Annotated in this window: 19 protein-coding genes; 5 read left to right on the top strand and 14 right to left on the bottom strand. The window is 63.8% G+C overall.

Annotated features, from left to right (window positions below; all coding sequences use genetic code 11):
- Positions 1–9 precede the first annotated feature (9 nt).
- The 7 genes from AOC05_RS05345 to AOC05_RS05315 all read right to left on the bottom strand — a co-directional run bounded on the left by AOC05_RS05345 (position 10) and on the right by AOC05_RS05315 (position 12,425).
- A complete protein-coding gene (locus AOC05_RS05345) occupies positions 10–651 on the bottom strand; it encodes a hypothetical protein (protein WP_062006304.1) in 642 nt (213 codons plus the stop codon).
- Positions 648–1,232, bottom strand: coding sequence for a DUF402 domain-containing protein (locus tag AOC05_RS05340; protein WP_195849428.1), 585 nt, complete (start codon positions 1,230–1,232; stop codon positions 648–650). The genes AOC05_RS05345 and AOC05_RS05340 overlap by 4 nt, the downstream gene beginning before the upstream one ends.
- Entirely contained in the window at positions 1,229–3,220 is a 1,992-nt protein-coding gene (gene dxs, locus AOC05_RS05335; protein WP_062006303.1) for a 1-deoxy-D-xylulose-5-phosphate synthase, read from the bottom strand. Before dxs ends, AOC05_RS05340 begins: the two co-directional genes overlap by 4 nt.
- Positions 3,221–3,431: 211 nt before the next feature.
- A complete protein-coding gene (locus AOC05_RS05330; RefSeq protein ID WP_062006301.1) occupies positions 3,432–6,260 on the bottom strand; it encodes an aconitate hydratase in 2,829 nt (942 codons plus the stop codon).
- A gap of 68 nt (positions 6,261–6,328) precedes the next feature.
- On the bottom strand, positions 6,329–8,926 hold the full coding sequence (locus AOC05_RS05325) for an HAD-IC family P-type ATPase (RefSeq protein WP_335337611.1): 2,598 nt from the start codon (positions 8,924–8,926) through the stop codon (positions 6,329–6,331).
- A gap of 39 nt (positions 8,927–8,965) precedes the next feature.
- Entirely contained in the window at positions 8,966–10,402 is a 1,437-nt protein-coding gene (locus AOC05_RS05320; protein ID WP_062006299.1) for a class I SAM-dependent RNA methyltransferase, read from the bottom strand.
- A gap of 16 nt (positions 10,403–10,418) precedes the next feature.
- A complete protein-coding gene (locus tag AOC05_RS05315; RefSeq protein WP_082357785.1) occupies positions 10,419–12,425 on the bottom strand; it encodes an APC family permease in 2,007 nt (668 codons plus the stop codon).
- A gap of 125 nt (positions 12,426–12,550) precedes the next feature.
- On the opposite strand from AOC05_RS05315, the gene AOC05_RS05310 reads away from it, so the two are divergent.
- The gene (locus AOC05_RS05310; RefSeq protein WP_062006296.1) at positions 12,551–13,222 is read left to right on the top strand and encodes a potassium channel family protein; all 672 of its coding nucleotides are present in this window, start codon (positions 12,551–12,553) and stop codon (positions 13,220–13,222) included.
- A gap of 1 nt (position 13,223) precedes the next feature.
- Positions 13,224–13,886, top strand: coding sequence for a potassium channel family protein (locus tag AOC05_RS05305; RefSeq protein ID WP_082357784.1), 663 nt, complete (start codon positions 13,224–13,226; stop codon positions 13,884–13,886).
- Positions 13,887–13,912: 26 nt separating this feature from the next.
- Here the strand turns inward: AOC05_RS05305 and AOC05_RS05300 are convergent, their stop codons facing one another.
- The 4 genes from AOC05_RS05300 to dut all read right to left on the bottom strand — a co-directional run bounded on the left by AOC05_RS05300 (position 13,913) and on the right by dut (position 16,331).
- Positions 13,913–14,629 carry a DUF3159 domain-containing protein gene (locus AOC05_RS05300; RefSeq protein WP_062006294.1) on the bottom strand — a complete coding sequence of 239 codons (717 nt, stop codon included), beginning with the start codon at positions 14,627–14,629 and terminating at the stop codon, positions 13,913–13,915.
- Positions 14,630–14,965, bottom strand: a complete 336-nt coding sequence (locus AOC05_RS05295; RefSeq protein WP_062006292.1) for an OB-fold nucleic acid binding domain-containing protein — start codon at positions 14,963–14,965, stop codon at positions 14,630–14,632.
- A gap of 6 nt (positions 14,966–14,971) precedes the next feature.
- Positions 14,972–15,739, bottom strand: a complete 768-nt coding sequence (locus tag AOC05_RS05290) for a DUF3710 domain-containing protein (protein ID WP_062006290.1) — start codon at positions 15,737–15,739, stop codon at positions 14,972–14,974.
- An 88-nt stretch (positions 15,740–15,827) separates the two neighbouring features.
- Positions 15,828–16,331: a dUTP diphosphatase gene (gene dut, locus AOC05_RS05285; RefSeq protein ID WP_062006281.1), complete on the bottom strand. Its 504-nt coding sequence runs from the start codon at positions 16,329–16,331 to the stop codon at positions 15,828–15,830.
- A 98-nt stretch (positions 16,332–16,429) separates the two neighbouring features.
- Between dut and AOC05_RS05280 the strand changes: the two genes are divergently transcribed.
- Together AOC05_RS05280 and sepH are read left to right on the top strand one after the other, a co-directional pair.
- A complete protein-coding gene (locus AOC05_RS05280) occupies positions 16,430–16,912 on the top strand; it encodes a DUF3093 domain-containing protein (RefSeq protein WP_062006279.1) in 483 nt (160 codons plus the stop codon).
- 101 nt (positions 16,913–17,013) lie between these two features.
- Positions 17,014–18,330: a septation protein SepH gene (gene sepH, locus AOC05_RS05275; protein WP_062006277.1), complete on the top strand. Its 1,317-nt coding sequence runs from the start codon at positions 17,014–17,016 to the stop codon at positions 18,328–18,330.
- A gap of 11 nt (positions 18,331–18,341) precedes the next feature.
- Here the strand turns inward: sepH and AOC05_RS05270 are convergent, their stop codons facing one another.
- The 3 genes from AOC05_RS05270 to AOC05_RS05260 are packed head-to-tail and all read right to left on the bottom strand — an operon-like array spanning position 18,342 to position 22,998.
- On the bottom strand, positions 18,342–19,583 hold the full coding sequence (locus tag AOC05_RS05270; RefSeq protein WP_395939461.1) for an alkaline phosphatase family protein: 1,242 nt from the start codon (positions 19,581–19,583) through the stop codon (positions 18,342–18,344).
- A 4-nt stretch (positions 19,584–19,587) separates the two neighbouring features.
- Entirely contained in the window at positions 19,588–20,274 is a 687-nt protein-coding gene (locus tag AOC05_RS05265; protein WP_062006274.1) for a DUF5998 family protein, read from the bottom strand.
- A gap of 51 nt (positions 20,275–20,325) precedes the next feature.
- Positions 20,326–22,998: a GNAT family N-acetyltransferase gene (locus AOC05_RS05260; RefSeq protein WP_062006271.1), complete on the bottom strand. Its 2,673-nt coding sequence runs from the start codon at positions 22,996–22,998 to the stop codon at positions 20,326–20,328.
- Between the two features lie 92 nt (positions 22,999–23,090).
- On the opposite strand from AOC05_RS05260, the gene AOC05_RS05255 reads away from it, so the two are divergent.
- Positions 23,091–25,736: a DNA gyrase/topoisomerase IV subunit A gene (locus tag AOC05_RS05255; RefSeq protein ID WP_082357783.1), complete on the top strand. Its 2,646-nt coding sequence runs from the start codon at positions 23,091–23,093 to the stop codon at positions 25,734–25,736.
- The last annotated feature ends 83 nt before the right edge of the window (positions 25,737–25,819 follow it).

The following is a 25,819-nucleotide window of genomic DNA, read 5'->3' as shown; positions in this document are numbered from 1 at the left end:
TGACACTTCTTAGAGGGCGAAGACGGTGGTGCCTGTGGGGGTGAACTTTCCCTTGATGGCTGCCAGGTCATTGGCGGGGGCCACGCCGATGCTCAGCTTCGTGAAGTCCAGCTTCTCTTCACGGATGCACACCTTGATGTTGGCCACGGCACGGGCAGCGTCGGGGGCCAGAATGTAGATGTTCAACTTTCCGGTGCCATGCGCGCCGGCAACGAACTCGGTCTTCTCCACCACTCCGCTGCCGCGCCAGGCCAGATGCGCTATGAGGGCTTCGCGGGCCTTTTCCTCCAGGTACTTGTCCCTGTCGGTGACGCGGTCGTTCTTCATAGCGAACTGGGCAACCACCGAAAACTGCTCCTCGCGTGCCAAATCGACATAGCCGTCCTCAAGGCACTGTGCGGCGAAGCCGGCCAGCAGTCCGCGAGCCTCTTCCTCTGTTGCCACGAGCGTATCTTTCGAGGTGCTTTGCTGCCCCACAGGTCCATGGTTGAGAACAAAGTGAATCTCTTGCTCCCCTGCCCCGCCCTCGGAACCATCCTCGGCGTCAACCCAAGCTTCACGAAAAACCAGGACTCCGTCCTCGCCTGTCTTGTACAGGCGCACAATGTTCGCATCCGCGGTGCTGTCAGTTATCTGCTGTGTCTGGCTCATGGCAGTGATCTTCCTAGGGTTAACCAGGCCGCGTCGCGACCGTCAAATGGTGCCTGGCGGGACGCGACGGCGTCCATCAGGGCGGCAGTGGTCGATTCCATGCGGGTGCACAGCTCGGCCGGGTAATCCATCAGCACGCGGTGCGCGGCAAATTCGTCTTGGTCGTCAACAAACAACCCACGCTCAGCGGTACGGATGACATCCAAGTCCATGTCGACCATGTGGAACTCCACCGCGGCAGGTTGGATGCGCTGCCACGAGAATTCTGTTGCCAGATCAATATAGAGTTCGACGCCGGACGGGTGGGTTCTGTCGAAAAATGTCGCCACCCAGTCGCCCTCGTGGGGAATCAGCAACGTGGCGTCCGAGGCGGTGTACAGTGCGGTGCCTGGGCGGGAGATGAACTCGCCGGAACCTTGGAACACCCAATGCCCATAATTGTCCCGCCCCAGGTACCTTCCGGGGACCACCCAGTGGGCGTCTCCGTTGTACTTGCGGTTGCGGGCAACGATCAGTTCCCCAAGCTGTGGGAGCAAAGTCTCCAGCGTCGCAGCGTGCACTGCCGGCGGAAATACGCTCACAGGATGGGCATCTGCCCTGTACGCGGCGCCGGCTGCCCGGGCAGTGGTCGGGCGAACGGCACCTTGGTGCCCAAAACCTGTTCCACCACATCCTGTGCCACCCGCTGGGCTGTCAGGCCCACCCGCTCCAGCACTTCCGCGCGGCTGCCGTGGTCAAGGAACTCCACGGGCAAGCCCACCTCGTTCAGGGCGGTGTCAACGCCCGCTGCCCGCAGCTCTTGGCGGATCCGTGACCCGACACCACCAGCCCGCACGCCGTCCTCGATGACAATGACAATGCGGTGCCCGGACGCCAACTGCACAATGGACTTCGGGACCGGCATGACCCAGCGCGGATCCACCACGGTGGAGGTGATGCCCTGGGCGCTGATGCGTTCGGCCACATCCAGTGCTATCTCACTCATGGCACCGACACTGACAATTAAGACATCGGTCTGCGGGTCCGTGCCAGCCCCGGGCATGTCGTGGGCGGTGCGCGCCAGAACGTCGACGCCGTCGTACAAGCGTTCAAGGGCCTTGATCTCCGGCCCCACTGTGCCCTTGGAATACCTGATGACACTGGGGGCGTCGGAAATGGCCACCGCCTCGCGCAATTCCTCACGAAGCCGCACGGCGTCGCGGGGGGCGGCCAGATGCAGGCCGGGAACTATTTGCAACATGGACAGATCCCACATGCCATGATGGCTGGCACCGTCGGGGCCGGTGACCCCTGCACGGTCAAGGACGATTGTCACTCCGGCCTTGTGCAAGGCCACATCCATCAGCAACTGGTCGAATCCCCTGTTCAGGAACGTGGCGTAGATGGCCACAACGGGGTGCAGTCCACCAAAGGCCAGACCCGCCGCCATAGTCAGAGCGTGCTGTTCGGCAATACCAACGTCAATGACCCTCTCAGGGAACTTGTCGGCAAATTTAGCCAGGCCCACGGGGATCAACATGGCTCCCGTGATGCCCACGATGTCGGGACGTTCCTGGGCTATCGCGGCGATCTCATCGCCAAACACGCCCGTCCAGGACTTGCCGCTGGGCGTTTCCACGGACTTGCCGGTCTCCGGGTTGATGACCCCGACGGCGTGGAACTGGTCCCCTTCATGAGCGCGGGCCGGCGCGTAGCCGCGACCCTTTTCAGTGAAGGCGTGCACGATCACGGGTCCGCCATAATTTTTGGCCAGCTGTAGCGCAGTTTCCATGGCTTTTTCGTCGTGTCCGTCAACGGGGCCAACATACTTCAGCCCGAGGTCATCGAAGAGTCCCTGCGGTGCCCACCAGTCTTTGACACCTTTTTTGGCGGCGTGCAGGCCCTTGTACACGAACTGGCCGGCGGCGTTGCCGTCCTGAAGCAGCTTCTTGCCCCAGGACATGGAGGCCTCATACTTTTTGTGGGTGCGCACATGGTCGATGGCCGGACGCAGCGATGCCAGGTAGTCGGCCACACCGCCCACGGTGGGTGCATAGGAGCGGCCGTTATCGTTGACAACGATCACCACACGGCGGTTCTTGTCCGCGGCAATGTTGTTCAGGGCTTCCCAGGTCATGCCGCCGGTGAGGGCGCCGTCGCCGATCACGGCGACAACGTATCGTTCCCCTTCGCCGGTAAGCTGGCGGGCCCGGGAGATTCCGTCCGCCCATGACAGCGAGGAGGAGGCGTGGGAGCTTTCCACAATGTCGTGTTCGGATTCGGCACGGCTCGGATACCCCGACATGCCTCCTTGCTGGCGAAGCGTGGAGAAGTCTTGCCGCCCGGTCACCAGTTTGTGGACGTAGGACTGGTGCCCGGTGTCAAAAATGATGCTGTCCCGCGGGGAGTCAAAGACGCGGTGGATGGCCAGCGTCAACTCCACCACACCCAAGTTCGGGCCAAGGTGCCCGCCGGTCTGTGAAACATTGCTGATCAAGAACGCCCTGATCTCCTGTGCCAGCGTGAGCATTTGTCCGTCACTGAGCTTACTGAGATCCCGCGGATGCGCGATGGTTTCCAACAGTCCCATTGGTACCTCCCTGGGTCAACTATCAACGTCTAACAATATCTCCTCCTGGCCCCTTCCCCGGACACCGGCACTAAGTTAGAGCAATAAGGGCGGGCACCCGGTGTTCCGGATACCCGCCCTCAAGGTCAAATAACTACTGAGCCCACTCCCGCCAGGTTCCCAAAAATCGTGTCAGCGATTTTTGGGCCGGCGGGTGGGGACCATGCCTTAGCTATGCCTTGGCGGTGATCTGACGGAGCACGTACTGCAGGATGCCACCGTTGCGGTAGTAGTCTGCCTCACCGGGGGTGTCGATGCGCAGAACGGCATCGAAGCTCACGATGGTGCCATCTTCTGACACTGCGGTGACCTTGAGCGTCTTCGGCGTGGTGCCCTCGTTCAGCTCGGTGACGCCTTCGACTGCGAACGTCTCGGTGCCGGTCAAGCCCAATGATGCGGCGTTCTGGCCGGCCGGGTACTGCAGCGGCAGCACGCCCATACCGATCAGGTTGGAGCGGTGGATGCGCTCGTAGCTTTCAGCCACAACCGCCTTCACACCCAACAGCGCCGTGCCCTTGGCCGCCCAGTCACGGGATGAACCGGAACCGTATTCCTTGCCTGCCAGGACAACCAGCGGGATGCCGGCGCTCTGGTAGTTGACGGAGGCGTCGTAGACGTAAGCCTGCGGGCCGCCGGCCTGGGTGAAGTCGCGGGTGAAGCCACCTTCAACGTTGTCCAGGATCTGGTTGCGGATGCGGATGTTCGCGAAGGTGCCGCGGATCATGACCTCGTGGTTTCCGCGGCGTGAACCGTAGGAGTTGAAGTCCTTGCGCTCAACACCGTTGGCCAGCAGGTACTGGCCTGCGGGCGTCTCGGACTTGAACGAACCGGCGGGGCTGATGTGGTCGGTGGTGACCGAATCGCCGAGCTTGAGCAGAACCCGGGCACCGGCAATGTCGGTGACGGGATCGGCTTGCGCCTTCATTCCCTCAAAGTATGGGGGCTTGCGAACATAGGTGGACTTGGGGTCCCATTCGAAGGTGTTGCCTTCGGGGGTTTCCAGCGACTTCCAGCGATCGTCCCCATCAAAGATGGTGGCGTAGGAGTTCGTGAACATCTCGCGGTCAATCGAGGCGTCCATGACTTCCTGGACCTCCACCGGGTTCGGCCAGATGTCGGCAAGGAACACGTCGTTGCCGGCGTCGTCCTGGCCCAGGGCATCAGTTTCAAAGTCAAAGTCCATGGTGCCAGCCAGGGCGTAGGCGATGACCAACGGCGGTGAGGCCAGGTAGTTCATCTTCACGTCCGGGTTGATGCGGCCCTCAAAGTTGCGGTTACCGGAGAGAACTGCCGTCACTGACAGGTCGTTCTCGGCGATCGCGGCGGAGATCTCGGTGTCCAGCGGGCCGGAGTTGCCGATGCACGTGGCACAGCCGTAACCAACCGTGTAGAAACCCAGCTTCTCTAGGAACGGAACCAGGCCGGACTTCTCGTAGTAGTCGGTGACTACCTTGGAGCCGGGCGCAACACTGGTCTTGACCCAGGGCTTGGAGGATAGGCCCTTATTGACGGCGTTGCGGGCCAGAACAGCCGCGGCGAGCATCACGGAAGGGTTGGAGGTGTTAGTGCACGAGGTGATCGAGGCGATGGAAACCGCGCCGTGATCGAGCTCGAACTGAACACCGGATTCGTTCTTCACATGGATCGGGTTGGACGTGCGTCCGTTGGCACCGGTAGCAGCGGACGCCACTGCGCGATCGGTGTCGTGGGTGTGACCACCGGGGTGCGTGAAGGACGGTGCATCGGAGGCCGGAAAGGACTCTTCCAAGGACTCATCAACCGTGTTGCCCTCGGCATTGACCTCCGCTGCAACATAGTTCTTCAGATCCGAGCGGAACTGCGGCTTCGCGTTCGTGAGCTCGATGCGGTCCTGGGGACGCTTCGGGCCGGAGATCGAGGGGACCACGGTGGAGAGGTCAAGCTCGAGGTACTCGGAGAACTTGATTTCCACGGAGGGATCATGCCACAGGCCCTGTTCCTTCGCGTAGGCCTCCACCAGGGCAAGCTGCTCCTCGGAGCGACCTGTCAGGCGCAGGTAGTCGATGGTGACATCATCGATCGGGAACATGGCAGCCGTGGAGCCGAACTCCGGGCTCATGTTGCCGATGGTTGCACGGTTGGCCAACGGCACACCGGCAACACCTTCGCCATAGAATTCCACAAACTTACCAACAACGCCGTGCTTGCGCAGCTGCTCGGTGATGGTCAGCACGACGTCGGTCGCGGTGGCACCGGCCGGGATGGACCCGGTCAGCTTGAAGCCGACAACGCGCGGGATCAGCATGGAAACCGGCTGGCCCAACATGGCGGCCTCGGCCTCGATGCCGCCAACACCCCAACCCAGCACGCCCAGGCCGTTGACCATGGTGGTGTGGGAGTCGGTGCCGACCAGCGTGTCAGGGTAGGCGCGCAAGACGCCGTCGACCATACGGGTCATGACGGTGCGGGCCAGGTACTCAATATTGACCTGGTGTACGATCCCCATGCCCGGGGGGACAACCTTGAAGTCTTCGAACGCAGTCTGGCCCCAGCGCAGGAACTGGTACCGCTCACCATTGCGCTGGTATTCGATCTCCATGTTCCGTTCGACGGCGTCGGAGTTGCCGAACACGTCAATCTGCACCGAGTGGTCGATGACCATCTCGGCCGGAGCCAACGGGTTGACCCTAGTGGGGTCTCCGCCGAGTTCCTTGACGGCTTCACGCATGGTGGCCAGGTCAACGATGCAAGGGACTCCTGTGAAGTCCTGCATGATGACGCGGGCCGGGGTGAACTGAATCTCGGTGTCGGGCTCCGCGTTGGGATCCCAAGCTGCCAACGCACGCACGTGGTCGGCCGTAATATTCGCACCATCTTCGGTGCGCAGCAGGTTCTCAAGCAATACCTTGAGGCTGAACGGAAGGCTCTTCGCGCCTTCAACCGAGTTCAGTCGGAAAATCTCGTATTCGGTCCCGGCAACATTAAGTACGCCTTTGGAACCAAAACTGTCCACATTAGTCATCGATGGACTCCTCTCGCCACTGCTTTTATCTTTGTCACGCAACGGCGCACATGCCAGTTAGGCACGCCTTACTCGCGCTCGGAGACCGCTCCGCGCCTCTTCAGGAAACGGTAGAGCAGCTCGATCGCCAGGCACCCTGCGATTGTTACGCCCATCGTAGCCGCTAACAGCGTTCCAGACGGAATATCGAGGGCAAAGAAATTTCGGGAGAACGGCACCGCCATGATCAACACCAATCCGGCCACTATGGCGCCGACCAACAAGGAACGCCAGATATCGAAGGGGCGGGCCAGGGCGCCCAACACCCACAAGGCCACGAGCAGGACCGTCATGGTGGTTGCGGTCTGGGCCGATGTGATGGTCTGCTCCTGCGTCAGGAGCGGGTCCGGGTACGTCCTGGCGAACCAGTAGACGCTCATGATGCACGCCGAGAGGATCACACCGGCCGGGATCGAGAACATCAGCGCCCGACGCAGGAATCCGGGCTGGTAGCGCCGGGCATTGGGCAGCAGTGCCAGGAAGAACGCGGGGATGCCGATTGTCATGGAGCTCACAACGGAGAGCTGACGCGGCAGGAACGGGTACTGCCACATCAGCAGGCCAATGACGATGGAAATAATGATGGCATACGAGGTTTTCGTCAGGAACAAGTTCGCCACCCGCTCCACATTGGCGATGACCCGGCGCCCTTCAGCCACCACGGATGGCAGGTGCGAGAACTGGCCATCCAGGAGCACCAACCGCGACACCGCCTTGGTGGCCGCCGCGCCGCTGCCCATGGCGATCCCAATGTCGGCGTGCTTGAGCGCCAATGCGTCGTTGACTCCGTCGCCGGTCATCGCCACCACGTGGCCGCGGCTTTGCAAAGCCAGCACAATCGCCTTTTTTTGCTCCGGTGTGACGCGCCCCAAAACGCTCTCGCGCCCCAAAACCTCGGCCAAAGCCGCCGGGTCATCGGGCAGATTGCGTGCGTCATAGCCGTCGCCGTCAAACTCAAAACCAACGTCGCGGGCCACGGCCGCCACGGTGCGGGGGTTGTCCCCCGAGATGATCTTCAGCGACACGCCCTGATCGCGGAAGTACGCCAAGGTGGCGCCGGCATCCGGGCGCACCTTCTCACGGAAAGACAACAGGGCCACGGGGGTCAGCCCGTCAAGGGCGAACCCGCCGTCCCCGAGGCTTTCTGCAGGCTCCGACGACGCCGGCCGGTGCGCCAGTACGACGGCGCGCAGCCCGTGCCCTGCCGCCTCATGGGAGGCCGCCAGCGCGGCCTGCACGGCCGGGCTGCGGGCCTCGTGGGCGCCTTCCGCGGCTAGGACGACGTCGGGGGCACCCAGCACCCACGTGCCTGCCTCTGAGGAGGGCGCCAACAAGTCCGCGGCGAAGGTGACGGCACTGTATTTGCGGGCGCTGCTAAAAGGCACCACCTCCGCGGCGTCACCGGCCGGCTGTGCCGTGTAAAGGCTGCCCATGGCGGCGGCCGTGGCATTGGCGTTGGGGTGGGCCGCAGACCATGCCAGGACCTGTTCCCAGCCCGGCACCGGCCCCAACACGGTGGTCGACGCCAATTCCATCCGTCCCTCGGTGAGCGTGCCGGTCTTGTCCAGGCAGACCATGTCCACCCGGGCCAGACCCTCCACCGCGGGAAGTTCCTGAACCAGCACATTGCGCCGGGCCAGGGTCATGGCGGCCATGCCGAAGGAGATGCTGGTCAGCAGCACTAGCCCCTCGGGGATCATGGCGACAATGCTGGCGATAGCGCTGATGACGGCGGTGCGCCACTGGCCGGAGGCGATGGACGCCCCCCAGCCGCCATGGGCGCTCATCTGGCCGTTGATGACCAACAAGATGATCGGGATCAGGGCCCAGGCAATATACATGATGATGCGGTTGATGGAGTTACGGATTTCGGAGTTGACCAGCGAGAACCTCCGCGCCTCGGCCGTCAGGCCGCTGGCGTAGGACTCCGCACCGACCCGGTGCACCCTGGCCTCCCCGTAACCGGCGACCACCGCTGACCCCGACAGTGCCGTGTCGCCAGGGCCCTTGTTGACCGGGTCCGACTCCCCCGTCAACAATGACTCATCGATCTCCAACGCCTCAGCCTTCAAAATGATGGCGTCAGCTGGAATCTGGTCCCCCGTGCGCAACAACAAGACCTCGTCATAGAGCACCTCACCCACGGCCACGTCCACCTCGGCACCGCCGCGGCGCACCCGCGCCTTGGGGGCATGGAGCACCGCCAATCTGTCCAGGGTGCGCTTGGCCCGGTACTCCTGCACCACGCCAATGGCTGCGTTGGCCAGCACGATGAAGCCGAACAGGGCGTCGCGCGGGTCCCCCACCAACAGCACCAGCACCAAGGCGCTGCCCAAAACTCCGTTGAACAAGGTAAAGACGTTTGATCGCACGATGGCCCAAATGCTGCGGCTGCTCTCATGCGCGACGGCGTTGCTCAGCTCCGCAGCACGGCGTTCCCTCACCTGGACTGTGTTCAGCCCGTCGCGTTCAAGCACCACCTCATCCACTGGTGCCAGAGCCGACCGGGCGTGCGCCATGGCGGCGCGCCTGTGTTCGTCCCGCCGCTCGGCCAAGACGGTTCCTTTGGGCTTGTTGCGCGTCAAGTCCCGCACTCTGGGTTTGTCCTGTTCGGCGCGACCGTTCAAGGGACTGCTCCTGCTTGTGGCTTGGCTAGTGTTGCTTGGCTAGTGTTGCTTGGCTGCGGGGGTCAGCAGGGCAACGGTCTCGACATGGTGGGTGTGCGGGTACAGGTCAAAGGCACGCAGCTTTTCCACCTGCCAGCCGGCGTTGGCAAAGTACTTCACGTCCCGGGCAAACGCTGCCGGATCACAGGAGACGTAGGCGATGGCGTTCGGCTGTGTGGCCACCAGGGCCCGCACGACGTCCTTGCCGGCACCTGCGCGCGGCGGGTCAAGCACGACGGCGTCGAAGCGGCGGCGCTGTCCACCAACCGATTGTGAAGCGCGGGACTGTGTGCCCAGGATCTTTTCCACCCTGCCCTGCAGGATTTCCACGTGGGCGCTTGCATGCAAGTTCTTGCGGGCGTCCCGGCTGGTGCCCGGTGAGCCTTCAACCGACAGGACGCTGCCATCGGGACCCACTGCGTCGGCCAGGGGGGCGGTGAACAGTCCGGCCCCGGCGTACAGGTCTGCCACGTCGGCGCCGTCGTTCAGGTAGCCGCCGGACAAGAGGTAGCCCAGTGCCGCGTCGGCGAGCACCTTGGGTGCGTTGCGGTGAATCTGCCAGAAACCGTCACCGGTGACCCGGAACTCGTGGTCGTCGGTGGTTTCCTTGACCCAGCCGCGGCCGTTGATGACCTCGATCTCGCTGTTTTCCGGGTTCCAGCGTGCCACCGACGGGGGCACTTCCCGTGTTGCCAGGGCGCGTGCAACCCGCTTTAGGGCCTGGCCTGCCGCCTTTTCGCTCAAGCTGTGGACGGGTGCCAGCAACACCAAAACGCCGGACCCGTTGGCGGGCGCCGCCACCTCGATCCGCTCGATGCCGGTGAAGTCCAGCTCCCACAGGCGCAGATCGTCCACGGCGGGCACGGCCAGCGGCATCTCCTGGATCGGCAAGATGGTGTGCGAACGGTGGGCGTGCATGCCCAGCTTCCCTGACGCCGTGATAGCAAAGCCCACACGGGTCCGCCACCCCAGCCCGGCCTGCTGGGCGTCCGTCCCCGCGGAGTCGACATCCTCAACCCCGACGCTGAACAGTTCATCCAGGGCTGAGGTGGACAGCCCGCCTAAGCGCTCGAGCTGTTCACGAACCACGGACGTCTTCAAGGCCAGCTGCCCCTTGCGGGATACGTGCCCATATTCGGCGCCACCAATGGGTGCCGCGCCCCGTGCTGCGGCGCGCAGTGCGTCGGCTTCGGGCCAGAAGTGGTTGACCCTCTCCGCTGACGGTTCCACCACCTTGGTGACATCGGCACGCCAGAACTTGGCATCGGCGTCGTGCTCGGTCAGGACGATCTCCACCGTCTCCCCCGGGATGGCGTGCCGGACAAAGATGACACGCCCATCGTGACGGGCAACGCAGTGGCCGCCATGGGCGACGGGGCCTACGGTGACGGTGAGGCGATCGGGGTGTGCGGCCGTGGTGAGTTCGGGACTACTCATGGGTTCTATGCTCTATCTACTCTTGGTACTTCTGTGCGTCGGCGGAGGATTTAAGCTGCCATGGCACGCTAGCCACCACAACACCAGGTTCAAAATGCAATCGCGTCTTAATGCGCAGGGCCGTCTGGTTGTGAACCAGCTGCTCCCACCATTTGCCCACCACGTATTCCGGGATGTACACCACTATCAAGTCGCGGGGGGCGTCCTTGCGCATGTCCTTGATGTGGTTGATCAGCGGCGTCAACGTCTCCCTGTAGGGACTGGCCAACACAGTCAACGGTACCGGGATGCTCAGCCTGTCCCAATCCGCGATGGTCTGTTCGGTCTCCGCGGCGTCCAAGTCAACGGTGAGAGCCTCCAGGGTGGAGGGCCGGGACGCGCGGGCGAAGGCGACGGCTCGGATCACCGGCTTGCGCACGTGGGAGACCAAAATAAGGGCGTGAATCCGCGCTGGCAGGGCCCGCACGGAGGCGTCATCGTCGACAGCCAGCTCCGCGGCCACGTTGTCGTAGTGGTTGCGGATGCTCCACATGACGACGAAAAGTACGGCCATGGCGAGCAACGCAATCCAGGCCCCCTGGCTGAATTTTGTGACCAAGACGATGAGCAGCACGGTTAAGGTCATGGAAAAACCAACGCTGTTGATGATCCGTGAGCGTTTCATGCGGAAGCGCAGCGGCCTGTCCTTGATGGTGCGCAGCTCCCGCGTCCAGTGCCGGATCATGCCCAACTGGCTGGCGGTGAACGAGATAAACACGCCCACAATGTAAAGCTGGATCAATTTGGTGACGTCGGCGTTGAAGGCGATGATCAGCACCAGAGCGCCCGTGGCCAGCAGGATCACCCCGTTGCTGAAGGCGAGCCGGTCACCGCGGGTGCGCAATTGGCGGGGCAGGTAGCCGTCCTTGGCCAGGATGGAGGCTAATACCGGAAAGCCGTTGAAGGCGGTGTTGGAGGCGAAGACCAAGATGGTGCCGGTGGCGGCGACGATGATGAAGAACGGGATGGATCCGGCCCCGAAGATGGTGGAGGCGATCTGGCTGATGGAAGGATTTTGCACGTAGCCTTCGGGTGGGGCCACCCCGTTAACCAGGAATTCGGTGTGCGGATCAGCCACGATGTGCACGCCGATCGCGTTGGCCAGGAACAAGATGCTGGCCATCATGCCCGCGGCAATGGCACCGAGCAACAGCAATGTGGTGGCGGCATTCTTGCTCTTGGGCTTGCGGAAGTTCGGCACACCGTTGCTGATGGCCTCCACACCCGTCAGGGCGGCCGCACCGGAGGAGAACGCACGCAAGAGCAAGAACGCACCCGCCAGTCCCATCAGACCCTGGTTGAAGGCCGCCTCCGGGATGATCTCAAAGTCGGCCGAAGGGGCGCGCCCCAGGGTACCGGTGAACGCCTGGACGATCCCCACTGCGGTCATGGCGAAGATGCAGAACATGAAAATGTAGGTTGGTACGGCAAAGACGTTGCCGGCTTCCTTGATGCCGCGCAGGTTCACCAGGGCCAGAACCACCACACCGGCGACGGCGATCAGGGCTTGGGTGCCGTGTAGGCCGGGTACCGCGGTGGCCAGGTAGTTAGCGGCGGAGGACATGGACACGGCGACGGTCAGCACGTAGTCAACCATCAACGCCGACGCCACGGTCAGGCCGGCGGACTTACCTAGGTTGACGTTGGCGATCTCATAGTCGCCCCCACCTGACGGGTACGCGTGCACGTTCTGGCGGTACGAGGCCACCACTGTGAGCAAGACCACCATGACGGCGATGCCCACCCACGGAGCCAAGGCAACGGAGGCCACCCCGGCCAGCGCCAGGGTCAGCAGAATCTCATCTGGGGCGTACGCCACAGAGGACAGCGCGTCGGAGGCAAAGACCGGAAGCGCAATCCGTTTGGGCAACAGCGTATGGGCAAGCTTGTCATTGCGGTATGGCCTGCCAACGAGGACCCGCTTGAAAGCGTTGAAGAAATTCAGCACGCGGGTAACGCTAGTCCCTCGCGGGGCTAAAGTCATGACAGGCCACGCGCATGACACACTTCCATATAAGAGTCATCCATGTCACCAACTTGACCTGGCGGTGACAAACACGTCAAATTGGTACCCGCACTGTGTTGCAGTGCCCATAGGGAGGAGCATCAGTGGCACACTTTGTGATCATGGGCTGCGGACGTGTGGGAGCCACCCTGGCCCACACGCTAGAAGATTCCGGCCATTCCGTGGCCATCATCGATCAGGACGAGCGCGCGTTCAGGCGGTTGCGCACCGGTTTCGGTGGGCGCAAGATCACCGGCGTGGGTTTTGACCAGGACACGCTCAAACAAGCCGACATTGAAAAAGCGTACGCCTTCGCCGCCGTTTCCAGCGGCGACAACTCCAATATCCTGGCTACCCGGGTGGCCAGGGAAACCTTTCATGTGGAGCACGTTGTGGCCCGCATCTACGATCCGGGCCGGGCAGAGATCTACCAACGTCTGGGCATCCCCACCGTAGCGGCCGTGCGCTGGAGCGCCGATCAGGTACTGCGGCGGATTCTGCCCGAAACCGCCGTCAAAGGGGATTTCCGCGAACCGTCAGGCAGGCTGATCCTGACCGAGCTAGCCCTGCATCCCCACTGGATTGGCCGGCACCTTGACGACCTCGAAAACGCTGCACCTCTGCGTGTGGCTTATCTGACCCGTTTTGGTGAGGGGATGCTGCCAGGGCCGGACACCAGTTACCAACAAGGTGACACCATCCACGCCATGGTCCAGGGCGTGGACGCCACCGAGGTTGCCCGTATCATGGCCGCCGAGCCGCTGAAGGAGAACTAACGTGCTAGTTGTCATTGTGGGGGCCGGCAGCGTTGGCTGCTCCATCGCCCGCGAGCTCTTGTCCCACGGCCACGAACTGCTGATGATCGATCCCAAGCCGGAAGTGATTGGCAAAAGCGGCTTGCGAGGGGCCCGCTGGCTGGTGGGTGACGCGTGCGAGATCAGCACCCTGCGGGAAGCGAAACTTGAAGAGGCCGACGTGGTTGTCTCAGCCACCGGGGATGACAAGGTCAACCTGGTGGTCTCACTGCTGGCCAAGACCGAATTTGGTGTTGGCCGGACCGTGGGGCGGGTCAACAACCCCAAGAATGACTGGATGTTTGACGATTCTTGGGGTGTGGATGTTGCCGTGAACACCCCCCGGCTCATGACCGCCCTGGTGGAGGAAGCTGTGGAGATTGGCGACCTGGTGCGACTGTTGACATTGCAAACAGGCGTCGCATCCTTGGTGGAGTTCACCGTTCCCGAGGAATCCCACATCATCGGCCTGACAGTGGGTGGCGTGGTGTGGCCACAGGACGCCACCTTGGTTGCCATCTTGCGCGACGAGGCGCCCATCACGCCCAGCCCCGATGACGTCATGGAGGCAGGGGACGAGCTGTTCTTCATCTCCACCATCGCCGGGGAAGACGAACTGCGCGCCATCTTGTCCTCACACGACTGACCGGCGGCCTGCCGGGGGTAAAGGCTTCAGTCGACTTTGGTGATCAGCTCGTCCCGCACGGGGCGGCTGATCAGCCATGCCACCCAGAGTCCCAGCGCATACAGTGGCACGCCCATGATCAAGCGCATGGCGCCGAGCGCGTCAACTTGTTCGCTCAGGTACAGGGGCAGCTGGACGGCCAGACGGGCCGCCAGGACACCGATGATGATCCAGGTGGCAACCCGGTAGGCGCGCAGGCGTTCTGGCTGGTCCCGCCAGCGCACACCTTCGTTGCGGGCATACCCAAAGAGAAGTCCCAGCACCGGCCAGCGGACGGCGATGGAGACGACCATCGCCAAGATGTAGCCGGCGTTGGTCACAAAGCCCCACAGGTAGAAGTTCTCGGCCTTGCCCGTGGTCATGGCTAGAACGGCGGACAGGGCGACGCCGAGAATTCCGGCCAAGGACTGGGTCAGCGGCGTGCGCTGGATTAGCCGGGCCACGAGGAACACGACGGCGATCGCCACAGAACCTGCCAGCGACCAGGGCAAGTTGCGGGTGAGGGTGAAAACCACCAGGAACGCCAGCCCTGGAAGTACGCTCTCGGCAATGCCGCGGATGCCGCCGGCCGCCGCCAACAGGTCGATGTGGCCGTTGTCCTTGCGCACCAGCGCCGACTTTGTCGCCATCTCCTGCGCCAGCTCGGCAAAACTGCCGGTGGCTTTCGCCGGCGTTGCACCCTCGTCGGGGCTGTTGTGTGTCAACTAGCTCTCCTGCGTTCCAATAATTTCATAGCGTGGATTGAAGATCGTGGGTAAAGAATCCCTGAGCGAGACCATCCCCTCCACACGCAAACGCGTGCCCACCTCGATGCCAGGAACTCGGCGTCTGCCCAACCAGACAAGCCTGAGCCGGTGGCTTCCGCCGTCGTCGGCAAGGCGGTGAAACTCCCTGTCAGTGACAATGGCGGTGTAGGTCGGTGACGCCGACGCCGGTTCGATCGTGACAGTGTCAATGACGCCTGTGCACACTGCCCGCCCACGGGTCGGCAGCTCGTTGATGGGAACCGGTGCCGGCCAGGCACTCTGGGTGATGGACATGGATCCCTAGCCGATCGCCGTGATTTCCGGGCCACGGCGGAAGGGCTCGCCGCCCTGGGCCGGTGTTGGGTGGTCGCCGGCAATCTCGCCGTTGGGGCTCGTGGCGGCGTCCTTGGGCAGGCGCAAGACAAGCAGGTCCCGAGGGGGCAGCGGGGTTTCCCCCCGCACCACCACAACGCCGCGGAACAGTTCCTCTAGCTCCCGTGCCGCCTCGCCGTCCACGGCTGCGTCGCCGCCAAGGACACCGCGAAGGAACCATCGGGGACCGTCCACGCCGATGAAGCGGGCCACCCGGAAACCTGAGTTTCCCTCCGCGGTCTGCGCGGGCACCTTGGCAAGCACTTCCTTGCCGAAGGCACCGTCAAGGATTTCAATCTCGCCTCCTTGCGAACCGACAGAGAGTCCGATTTGTTCGCGGATGTCGCGCCAGAGCTGCTCGGAACGGGATGCGGCAAACGCCTGCAATTGCAGGCTTGAGCCGTTCAAGTCAAGTGTCACGGCGATCACCCGGGAGGTGCTTTCCTCCACTTCAAGGCGCAAAGCCAAGCCCACGCGGGGCGTGATCAGCAAGGCACCGAGGTCGACGTAGCCGTTGGTGCTGGTGATCTCGGCAGAGTCAAGGGGGCCGTGGATAGCACGGTCGTAGACGGTGTCGGAGGGGTCAGGTGGCAGCGCCAGCATGTCACCGTCTTCCGAGATGGGAGCCGTATTAGTTTGCGCAATGGAGGCGGAAGCCTCGTCTGCGGTCTTTTTCTTAGCAAACCGAAAAGCCATGAGGGACAAACTCCTTGTAAATAATGGCGGAGCGAACAATGGTGTTCAATGCGTAGCGTGGGAACGTGCCCGCGTTGAGCCCAGAAAGCTAGGAAGTTGCGGTCTCGAAGCCGCCCGTGGAACCGAATCCACCAGTGCCACGCACCGAGTCCGGCAGTTCCGTCACCACGTCAAAGGCTGCGTGTTCAACACGTTGAATTACCAGTTGTGCAATTCTATCGCCCCGGGACAAGATGATGGAGTGGTGCGCGTCAGTATTGAGCAAGGTGACGGAAATTTCGCCGCGGTACCCTGCATCGACGGTTCCCGGGCTGTTGACAATTGTCAGCCCATGCTTGGTGGCGAGGCCCGAACGCGGGTGGACCAGAGCCACAAAGCCGAAGGGCAGGGCGATGGCGACGCCGGTCGGCACCAGGACACGCTCGCCCGGGGCCAGCGTCACATCAATGCGTGTGCGCAGATCGGCCCCGGCATCCCCGGGATGGGCATAGCTGGGGGCAAGAATGCCGTCGTCGAGCAGGCGCAACTGCACCGTCAATGATGGGGTGTGTGCAGGCGAGTCGGGGGCAGTACTGAAAGTCTGATTGGTCACAACATCTAACTCTATCCGCAATGCCGGACCTGTGCCGCCCGCCGTCGGGCGAACAGCCCAAGATGAATTACTGTGCAAAAGATGAAAAGCTTAGGCTTATGTCATCCGATCAGGCTCTCAATGCCACCCCCGTATCCACAGCGACGTATACCGAGAAGCTGTGGCCCAATCTGTGGGTCTGGGTCATTGTGGTGGGTCTTTCCGCCGCCGGCATCTTGATCTTTATCCCCATCAGCCCGCTCGCCGGATATGTGGCCTTTTCCGTTCTGTTGGCGGCGCAAGTGGGAGTGTTGATCGCGTGGACGCCCACCATCCGGGTCACCGACACCACCGTCCAGGTAGGCCGCGCCCAGATCGAACGCGAATTTGTGGGCAAGGTTTCCAGCTACCACGGGGATGCTGCCACCGACCAGCGCGGCACCAAACTCAACGGCTTGGCGTACTTGTGCATCCGCGGTTGGATCAAGCCCGTTGTCAAGATTGTCATCACCGACCCCAACGACACCACGCCATACTGGCTGACATCCACACGCAACCCCGAGCACCTTGTGGCGGCGCTGAACGGCCCCAAGGCCAAGTAGCCTTTTTGGATCCATTCACGCCACGCCTGTGCCGGTAGTGGTAATAGCTGGCGTTCGGTGGCAAAGTTTCGAAGTGAGACTAGAAGATTTGGGAGGGCAGCATGACGGATCTACGTTTGGTGGGTGTCCATGAGGATGGCGAACACCTACTACTCAGTGGAACCGGCGGCGAAATTTTCCTGCTCCCCATTGATGAAGCATTGCGCATGGCAACAACCAGGTCCCCGCGCAGGTCCTTTCAAGCCGGCAGTTCAAGCACCCGTTTATCGCCGCGGGAAATCCAAGCCCAGATCCGTGGCGGCGCAACTGCTGCAGATGTCGCCGAGCATTCGGGACTGTCCCTGGAGCAGGTCCGCCGCTATGAGGGTCCTGTCCTGGCCGAGCGCGAATATGTGGCGCAGCAGGCCCGCAAGGTTGAAGTTTGTGCCCCCTCACCAGGCAATGACGGCTACCGTTCAGCATTCGGCGACAACCCCGCCACGCTCAATGACATGCTCATGCACCGTTTGGCCGCTTTTGGCATCGATCCGCGCACCGTCCGCTGGGACGCCTGGCGCATCCATGACGGTTCATGGACGGTGACAGCCGATTTTGAGCCAGGCACCGAATGGGCTGCCAGTAGTATTGGTGAGCCGGCCCCCGCCCGGTGGACGTTCCACACGGGGCGCAAATCACTCCTGAACGCGAACCGGTGGGCCCAGCAGCTAAGCGAAATGGAGCCGCTGGAAGGCCCCGTACCGGAACGCCGCCTAAGCGCTGTTGCAGACCGGCCTTTTGACTTTGAAAGCGACACGGCCGAGCCTGACGGTTTGGCAGGCGAGCACGCCGCCGAAGCCCCGACCGGCACGGCCGAGGAGTCGGTGGACGGGAGCTACCCGGGCAACGGCCTGTTGGACATGTTGCGCTCACGCCGTGGCCAGCGCCTGGGTCTGGACGAGGACGGCGACGACGAACTCGCCGCCATGTTAGGAACTCACGTACCGGCTGCGCATCCGCGCGACGGCCATGAGCTCACGGACGAGCCCGCACAGGTGGCCGACGAGCCCTCCGACGCCGCAGCGCCTGCCACTGCGCCGTCGACCGGTTCCAAACACCTGCGCGCCATCCCTTTCCTGTCGCTGGCCCCCAGCCTGCAACCCTCCGAACATGATGAGCCAAGCCCCGTGGGCATTGGTGAGATCAGCATGCAGACCCGTGAAATTACGCTGTCCGGCGCCCCGTCGCTGCGTCAAAGCGCTGCCAACAACGGCGTAGACCTCACTCCTACCCAGGCGCCTGCCCCCCCGGCTCCTGCGCAGGAGCCCGGCCCCACGGACAGTGAAGTGGCGGCGCGCCTGGAACGCAAGGCCTCCGGCAAGCCCAAACGCTCCAGTGTCCCCAGCTGGGACGAGATCGTTTTCGGCACCAAGGGCGACTGACCGGCCGCAACTTAGCGGCGTTTGCCCTTGGTAAACCGCGCCGTGGTGGGGATGCGCAGCAGCGGGACCTCACGTTCGGCCTTCGTGATGGAACCGTGCTGGCCCACCACTTCCATGGCCTGGGCACGCACCCGGCGCAGATCATAAAACGCCACGGGTTCCCGGGCCAAGACCAGCACGTCACCGATCCGCTGCGCAGCCTGCGCCGTGACCTCACCAAAGTAGCCGGCCTCGACCACCTGTTCGCGGGTTAGCACCCACGCCTTGTTGCCAAACCGGTCCACCCAGGCGGCTATCAGCGCCGTACGCGCGGCGGTCCCGGCGTCGGGCTCAAGGTACAGGTGAAGCATGCGCGGCTCCCCCGCGGTGTGTCGCACCCCGGCAACAAGTTCCGGGAACACAGAGAAATCGATCCGGGCCGACCGGGGAACATCCACCATCCCGTGATCGGCGGTCAACAAGATCAAGGTGCCGGCGGGAACGGTGGCCGCCAGGCGCTTCATGGAGGCGTCGAGCTCCTCGAGCTGGTGCTCCCATTCGGGCGAATCGGTGCCGTGCGCATGTCCGGCCTTATCCAATTCACTCCAGTACAGGTACATGAGCATGGTGGGGTTCGCCGCGAGCGTCTGCGCCGCCAGCTGGACCCTGGCCTGGGTGGAGGTGGCGCCCAGGAACGTGCTGCCGCGCAGGGCCGCCCGGGTCATGGGTGAGTGTTCAAACTTGGGCAAGCTGACGGTGGCGGTGGGAATGTGTCCGTCCAGTTGCTCAAAGACCGTGGGGCAGGGCTGCCAGTTCAGCGGGTCCACACCGGCGTCCCAATTACCGAGCAGGTTCACCACCTTGTCCTGGGCAGGGTCCAAGACGTCGTAACCGAGCATGCCGTGCGCGCCCGGGGCGGCCCCGGTCCCCAGGCTGGTCAGGGACGTTGCCGTGGTGCTGGGAAACGCGGCCTGGATGGTGCGGGGATGCTCCCCCTCGGAGTCGGCGGCCACGACCGAGCGCAAGAACGGGGCGTGGCCGGCACGCTGCTTGAGCAGGGCCTTGCCCAGCCCGTCCACAAGCACTATGCACACGCGTTTGGCGGCGGGCAGCCGCAGCGCATTGGTGAAGCGGGCGTCGCCCAAGGCCGCGGCGGCGCTGGTGAAGACCTCCCCGATGGTGCTCACGCCGTAGGCGGGGGCCGCCGGCAACTGAGGCTGTGCTGCCTGGGGCGTTGGGGCGTTTTCCTGGCGCTGCGTATCTGACTGTGTCACGGGGCTAGCGGCGGTAATGTGAACGGCCAAAGCGCTGCCCCAGGGTAGGGAACTTCGAGCCTTGGGCGGGGGCGGCAGGGTGGCCGGGTGAGTTAGTTCCGGTGTTGACGGCGCGCAGTGCCCGGGCGAACGCCTTGGCGTCCGCCACAGCCTGCAATCCTTCAGCTTCGGCGCTGATGCGCAACGCAATGTCCTCCTGGACGACGGTTCCGGAGAAGCCGTGGTCGGCGTCACACTGCGGATCCCCGCACGACGCCGGCCCCATCTCCAGGCGCTGTCCGCCGGACCAGGCGATGGAGACGGTGAGTTCACGGGCAGGGTCGGAGGGCTTGTAGTCCTGCGGTTGCGCGTACGTGTAGCTGAGTATCACCGAACGGATCTGCCCCACCGGCACCGACTCGGTGGATACCTGCGCCACCATCTGCTCACCGGCGTCGTCGAGCTGTTGGTCGTCAACGTGGGTGATGACCAGCATCTCCTCCGTCAGCACCAGCACCGTGATGTGTCGGTGCACCTCGGTCCTGTCAAAATGGGTTTCTAGGTGCACCAGGTGGGCAAGGGGCTCCTGCCCGTCCAGTGCGTCATTGACTACGTCCGCCACCAAGCGCGGGTAGAAGCCTGACCGCTGTAAAGCGGCTTCCAAGCTGCGTCCCTTGGTATTGGCGAGGGAACCGGTTCCGAAGCTGTTCATGCCCCCATTTTCGCACTTTGACCCGCACGTTGCGAACCGGCACGGTTTCGGCTACGAAAGCATGGCCCGCCTCGCACTGTCAGTGCGCTGGGCTGCGTTGCCGATGCGCAGGTTCACGGCCAACACCGTCAACTTGTGCGGCCCCAGTAAAATTGGGTTGAACTCCACCCAGGCGATCTCCGGGTGCTCGTCCTTCAGAAGCGCCACCCGCGCCACCAGGTCTTCGAGTGCAGCCACATTCCCGGCCGGCAGGCCCTCGTATCCAAAGAGTTTCACGGCCGCGCGGGGTGAACGGATCAGTTCCTTGGCGTCCCCCACCGAGAGCGGAGGAACACGGTGGGCCCAGTCATCGAGTAAGTTCACGGCGTCGCCTGAAAGGCCGAAGGAGACCACGGGCCCCAGCAATGGATCCTCGATGGCCCGCAGGGTGCACGACTGCCCCACCTCGGCCATCGCCTGGACTTCCAGTTCACAAGGCCCGTAGGGCTCCAGCAACTTCCGCATTTGGCTGATGTTGCGGCGCAGCGAAGCTGCGTTTTCAATGTTGATGCGCACCCCGCCAAGATCCAGCCTGTGCCGCAAGGCGGCGTCCAAGGTCTTGATGGCCACCGGCCAGCCCAGCCGCTCAGCCGCCTGGACCGCCTGCTCAGTGGTCTCAAACGGCACCGATTCAAGGACGTCGATGCCGTAGTGGGCCAAAAGTTCGCCGGTGTCGGCCGCGTCTACGGTGATCAGCCCATCGCCGCTGACCCCTTCCAGCAGGCTCTCCAAAAGTTGCGACGCGGCCGCGGTGTCAACCCCTGACGGCGGGTCAAAGCTGGGTTTCTCCAGTGTCAACCAATGCGCGTAGCGGGTCACGGCGGCCAGCGCGGCGATTGCCGAACCCGGGCTCGAATACGCTGGCAGCCCGCCCAGCTGGCGGTTGACATGGATGCTGACGTCCACGATCCCGGTGAAGACTGCCACCACCGGTTTGTCCGCCGCCTCGGCACACTTCTTGAGCGTCCCGGCGATCGTCTCGATGGTCAGTCCGGGAATGGGCAACAGCGTGAGGATTGCGGAGTCGACGTCGGCCCGGGCCAGGGTCTGCCCCAGCGTCCGTGCCAACAACGGCAGCGCCCGCGACTGTCCCATGTCCAGGACCAGGTTGGCGTCCATGTCCACCACGGTGAGACCGTGCTGTTCGGCGGCGTCGGCCACCACCATGCCCAGTGCCAAGGAATTGCTGAAAATGGCCAGTCCGGGGCCGTGGGGAAGAGGGGCACCCACCACAATTTGGGCGACGTCGGCCAGTTCCTCGATGGTGTTCACCCGGATGACACCCGATTGGCGCAGCATGGCGTCGAGGGCTCCCGCCGGTGCCTGGGTGGTGCGCACGGCGTGGCCCGGCGGCAGGCGCAAGCCCATGGAGTCGGATTTGGCGACGATCACCGGCTTGCTGCGTGCCAGCCGCCGGGAGATGCGGGAGAACTTGCGCGGGTTGCCAATGGATTCCAGGTACAGGGCACAGGCCGCGGTGTTGGGGTCATCCTCCCAGAACTGCATCATGTCATTGCCGGAGACGTCGGCGCGGTTGCCGGCGGAGAGCACCGAGGACAGGCCAATGTCGCGCCGGCTCAAGGAGGCATACAATGACACGCCCAAGGCTGCCGACTGGCTGAATATGCCCAACCCGCCACGCAACGGCAGGGAAGGGGCCATGGAGGCGTTCAGCGAAACGGCCGGATCGGTGTTGGCCAGACCCAACGACGCCGGACCCACCACCCGCATGCCGTTCGCCCGGGCCTGGCGCACCAAGGCGCGCTGGCGCGCCAGCCCCCGTGCGCCGTCGTCGGCAAAACCGTCGGAGGCAATCACCAGGCCCTTGACACCCGCAGCACCGCACTGCTCCACGACGGTGGGTACTTGCTCGTAAGGGACGGCGATGATGGCCAGGTCCACCGGTCCCGGGACATCGGCGATGCAGGTGTAGGGCATCATGCCGGAAACTTCCAGGGCTTCCTGGTTGACGGCGTAGACGGCGCCGGTGAACTTGCCCTCCACCACGTGTTCGAGCAGCTGCTGGCCGATGCTCCCCCATGCCCGGCTGGCCCCAATGACGGCCACGGAGGCCGGCGCCACGAGCCCCGCCACGCTGCGCGCCTCGGCCCGGTGTTCGCGGGCCTCCATCACGGCACGGGACTTCTCCGTGGGGTCGATGTCAAAGGCGAGCGCCACCACGCCGTCGTCGAAGTGCCGGTGGACTTCATATCCGGCGTCGGAGAAGACCTGCATCATTTTCCGGTTTTCCGGCAGGACGTCAGCGGTGAAGCGGTAGATCCCGTTCTCCCGTGCCGCCACGGCCAGGTGTTCGAGCAGGATCGAGCCCACGCCGCGGCCCTGGTGGGCGTCGGAGACGTTGAAGGCCACCTCGGCCTCGATGGGGTTGTCCAGACGGTCGTAGCGGCCGATCCCGATGATCTCGGACCCGTGGGTAATGACAAAGGCCACACGGTCCTTGTAGTCCAATTCGGTGAAGCGGCGCAGTTCTTTAGGCGTCAGCTTGGACTTGTAGGTGAAGAAGCGCAGGTAGATGGAACTCTTGGACTGCGCCATGTGAAATGTCTGGACAGCGTCGGCATCGGCCGGTGTCATGGGGCGCAAGTGCCCCGTCCCTCCGTCGCGCAAAACGACGTCTGCTTCCCAATGGGCCGGGTATTCGGGCGCTAGCTCTGGCTTCACCATAGAATCACTGTACCGACATGTTGCCTTGAAGCGCAGCGTACCGCCCGCCACACCCACAGTAGTTCCCGCAGTAGATAAGGACCCAAGCCACCATGGCCAAGCGCCAACGCCCCGCTGAAGGCACCCCCGGTGAGGATTTCACCGAGAACATTGTTGACATTGATGTTTCCAGTGAGATGGAAGGCTCCTTCCTGGAGTACGCCTATTCGGTGATCTACTCCCGTGCGCTGCCGGATGCCAGGGACGGGCTCAAGCCGGTCCAGCGGCGCATCCTGTACATGATGAGCGAGATGGGCCTGCGCCCCGACAAGGGCCATGTGAAGAGCGCCCGAGTGGTGGGCGAGGTCATGGGCAAGTTGCACCCTCACGGCGACACGGCCATCTACGACACCATGGTGCGCATGGCCCAGGACTTCTCCCTGCGCCTGCCGCTCATTGACGGGCATGGGAACTTTGGCTCGCTCGACGACGGACCGGCTGCCCCCCGTTACACCGAGGCCCGGCTGGCAGCCCCCGCCCTGGAACTGACCGGGAACCTGGGCGAAGACGTGGTGGACTTTGTGCCCAGCTACGACAACGAGATGATGCAGCCCTCGGTGCTGCCGGCCGCGTACCCGAATCTTTTGGTCAATGGTGCCAGCGGCATTGCCGTGGGCATGGCCACCAACATGGCCCCGCACAACCTGGGCGAGGTCATTGCCGCCGCACAGCACCTGATCGCCAACCCCGACGCCACGCTTGAGGACATCATGGCGTACGTGCCGGGCCCGGACCTGCCCTCGGGCGGTCGGATCGTGGGCCTGGGCGGCATCCGCGACGCGTACGCCACCGGCAGGGGTTCGTTCAAGACGCGGGCCAAGGTCGCCGTCGAACAGCTCTCCCCGCGCCGTGTGGGCCTGGTGGTCACCGAGCTGCCGTACCTGTTGGGCCCGGAAAAGCTGGTCGAAAAGATCAAGGACGCCATCAACGCCAAGAAGCTGGTGGGCATCGCCGACCTGGTGGACCTGACCGACCGCAAGCACGGGCTGCGCCTGGTCATTGAGATCAAGAACGGCTTCAACCCCGCCGCCGTTTTAGCACAGTTGTACCGCTACACGCCCATGGAGGATTCCTTCGGCATTAACAACGTCTGCCTCGTGGACGGGCAGCCACAGACCCTGGGCCTGCTGCCGCTGCTGCAGGTCTTTGTCACGCACCGCATCGACGTGGTCCGGCGACGCACCGCGTTCCGGCTGGGCAAGAAGATGGACCGCCTGCACCTGGTGGAGGGCCTGCTCATTGCCATTGTGGACATTGACGAGGTCATCCAGATCATCCGCACCTCGGATGAGGTGGCGGCCGCACGCGAACGCCTCATGGCGATCTACGACCTCTCCGAGATCCAGGCCGACTACATCCTGGCCCTGCGCCTGCGCCAGCTCACCCGGTACTCCATGGTGGAGTTGGAGGCCGAGCGTGACGAGCTACGCCGCGAGATCGCCGCCCTGGAAGCCATCCTGGAGTCGAAGGAGCTGCTGCATGGGCTGGTCTCGGATGAGATGGGCGAGGTGGCAGCCAAATATGCCACCCCGCGCCGCACCGTATTGCTTGAATCCGAGGCCGTGGCCCCGTCAGTTGCCAAGGCCTTGGCAGCGTCCGGACCGGCGGGGAAAACCGCCCCGCTGGCCTTGGAAATTGCCGACGACCCGTGCTGGGTGCTGCTCAGCGCCACCGGCCAGATCGCGCGTACCAGCACGGACGATCCCCTGGTGGACGGTGGTGGCCGCACCAAACATGATGTGCTTTCCTCGGTTCTGAAGGCCAGCGCCCGTGCCGAAATTGCTGCCGTGACCTCCCTGGGCCGGATGATCCGCCTGCAGGTGGTGGACATGCCGGTGCTGCCGCCCACCGCGGCCCTGCCGAACCTGGCCGGCGGTGTGGCCGCGAAGGAGTTCATCACACTGGCCAAGGGCGAGTCGTTGGTGGCCTTTGTCCCGCTGAACGCGACCTTTGCCGTGGGCACAGCCTCCGGTGTGGTCAAGCGGGTCACCCCCGACTACCCACTGAACCGGGACGAGTGGGAATTCATCGCCCTCAAGCCCAAGGACTTTGTGGTGGGTGCCGCTGTTTCCACGGCCGAGGACGAACTGGTGTTCATCACCCAGCGCGCCCAATTGCTGCGGTACAGTGCCTCTAATGTCCGTCCCCAAGGGCGCACGGCCGGCGGCATGGCAGGCATCAAGCTCGGGGCAGGGGATGAGGTCCTCAGCTTCGGCGTGGTGGCCGCCGGGGACCCCGACGCCGTGGTGGTCACCGTCTCGGTGGGGCTGGACGCACTGCCGGGGACAGCCTCGGGCAGCGCCAAGGTGACAGCGTTCTCCGAATATCCGACCAAGGGCCGTGCCACCGGTGGCGTGCGGGCGCACAGGTTCCTCAAGGGTGAAGATAAGTTGCAGGTGTCCTTCGCCGGGCACGGCCCCGCGAAGGCCTCAACATCGGCAGGTGTGGTCAGGGCACTGCCCGTGGAACACGGCCACCGCGACGGCTCCGGCGTGCCACTGTCGGCAGGCATCGACCTGATCGGCCCCAGCCTTGGCGGGGCTGTCCGCGATGCTGCCAGCGGTGGTGAGGTCCCAGGCGGGGCTGTGCCCGAGGGCGCCCGGGCCGCCGCTGACCATGCCGCACCACCGGCACCGGCCAGCGATCCTACCCCCATCCCGGAAGCCACCCAGGAAGCGTTTGAGCTGCCACTGAGCTGACCCCAGGGGTGTCCGGGGGCCGTTGTGGTGATTCGATGATGGCCGGCCGGCCTCGAATCACCATAACGGCCCCCGGACACCAT

The sequence above is a fragment of the Arthrobacter alpinus genome (assembly GCF_001294625.1).
Lineage (GTDB): Bacteria > Actinomycetota > Actinomycetes > Actinomycetales > Micrococcaceae > Specibacter > Specibacter alpinus_A.
Note: the sequence above shows the minus strand (reverse complement) of the source record. Positions and strands in the feature narration are given on the sequence as shown.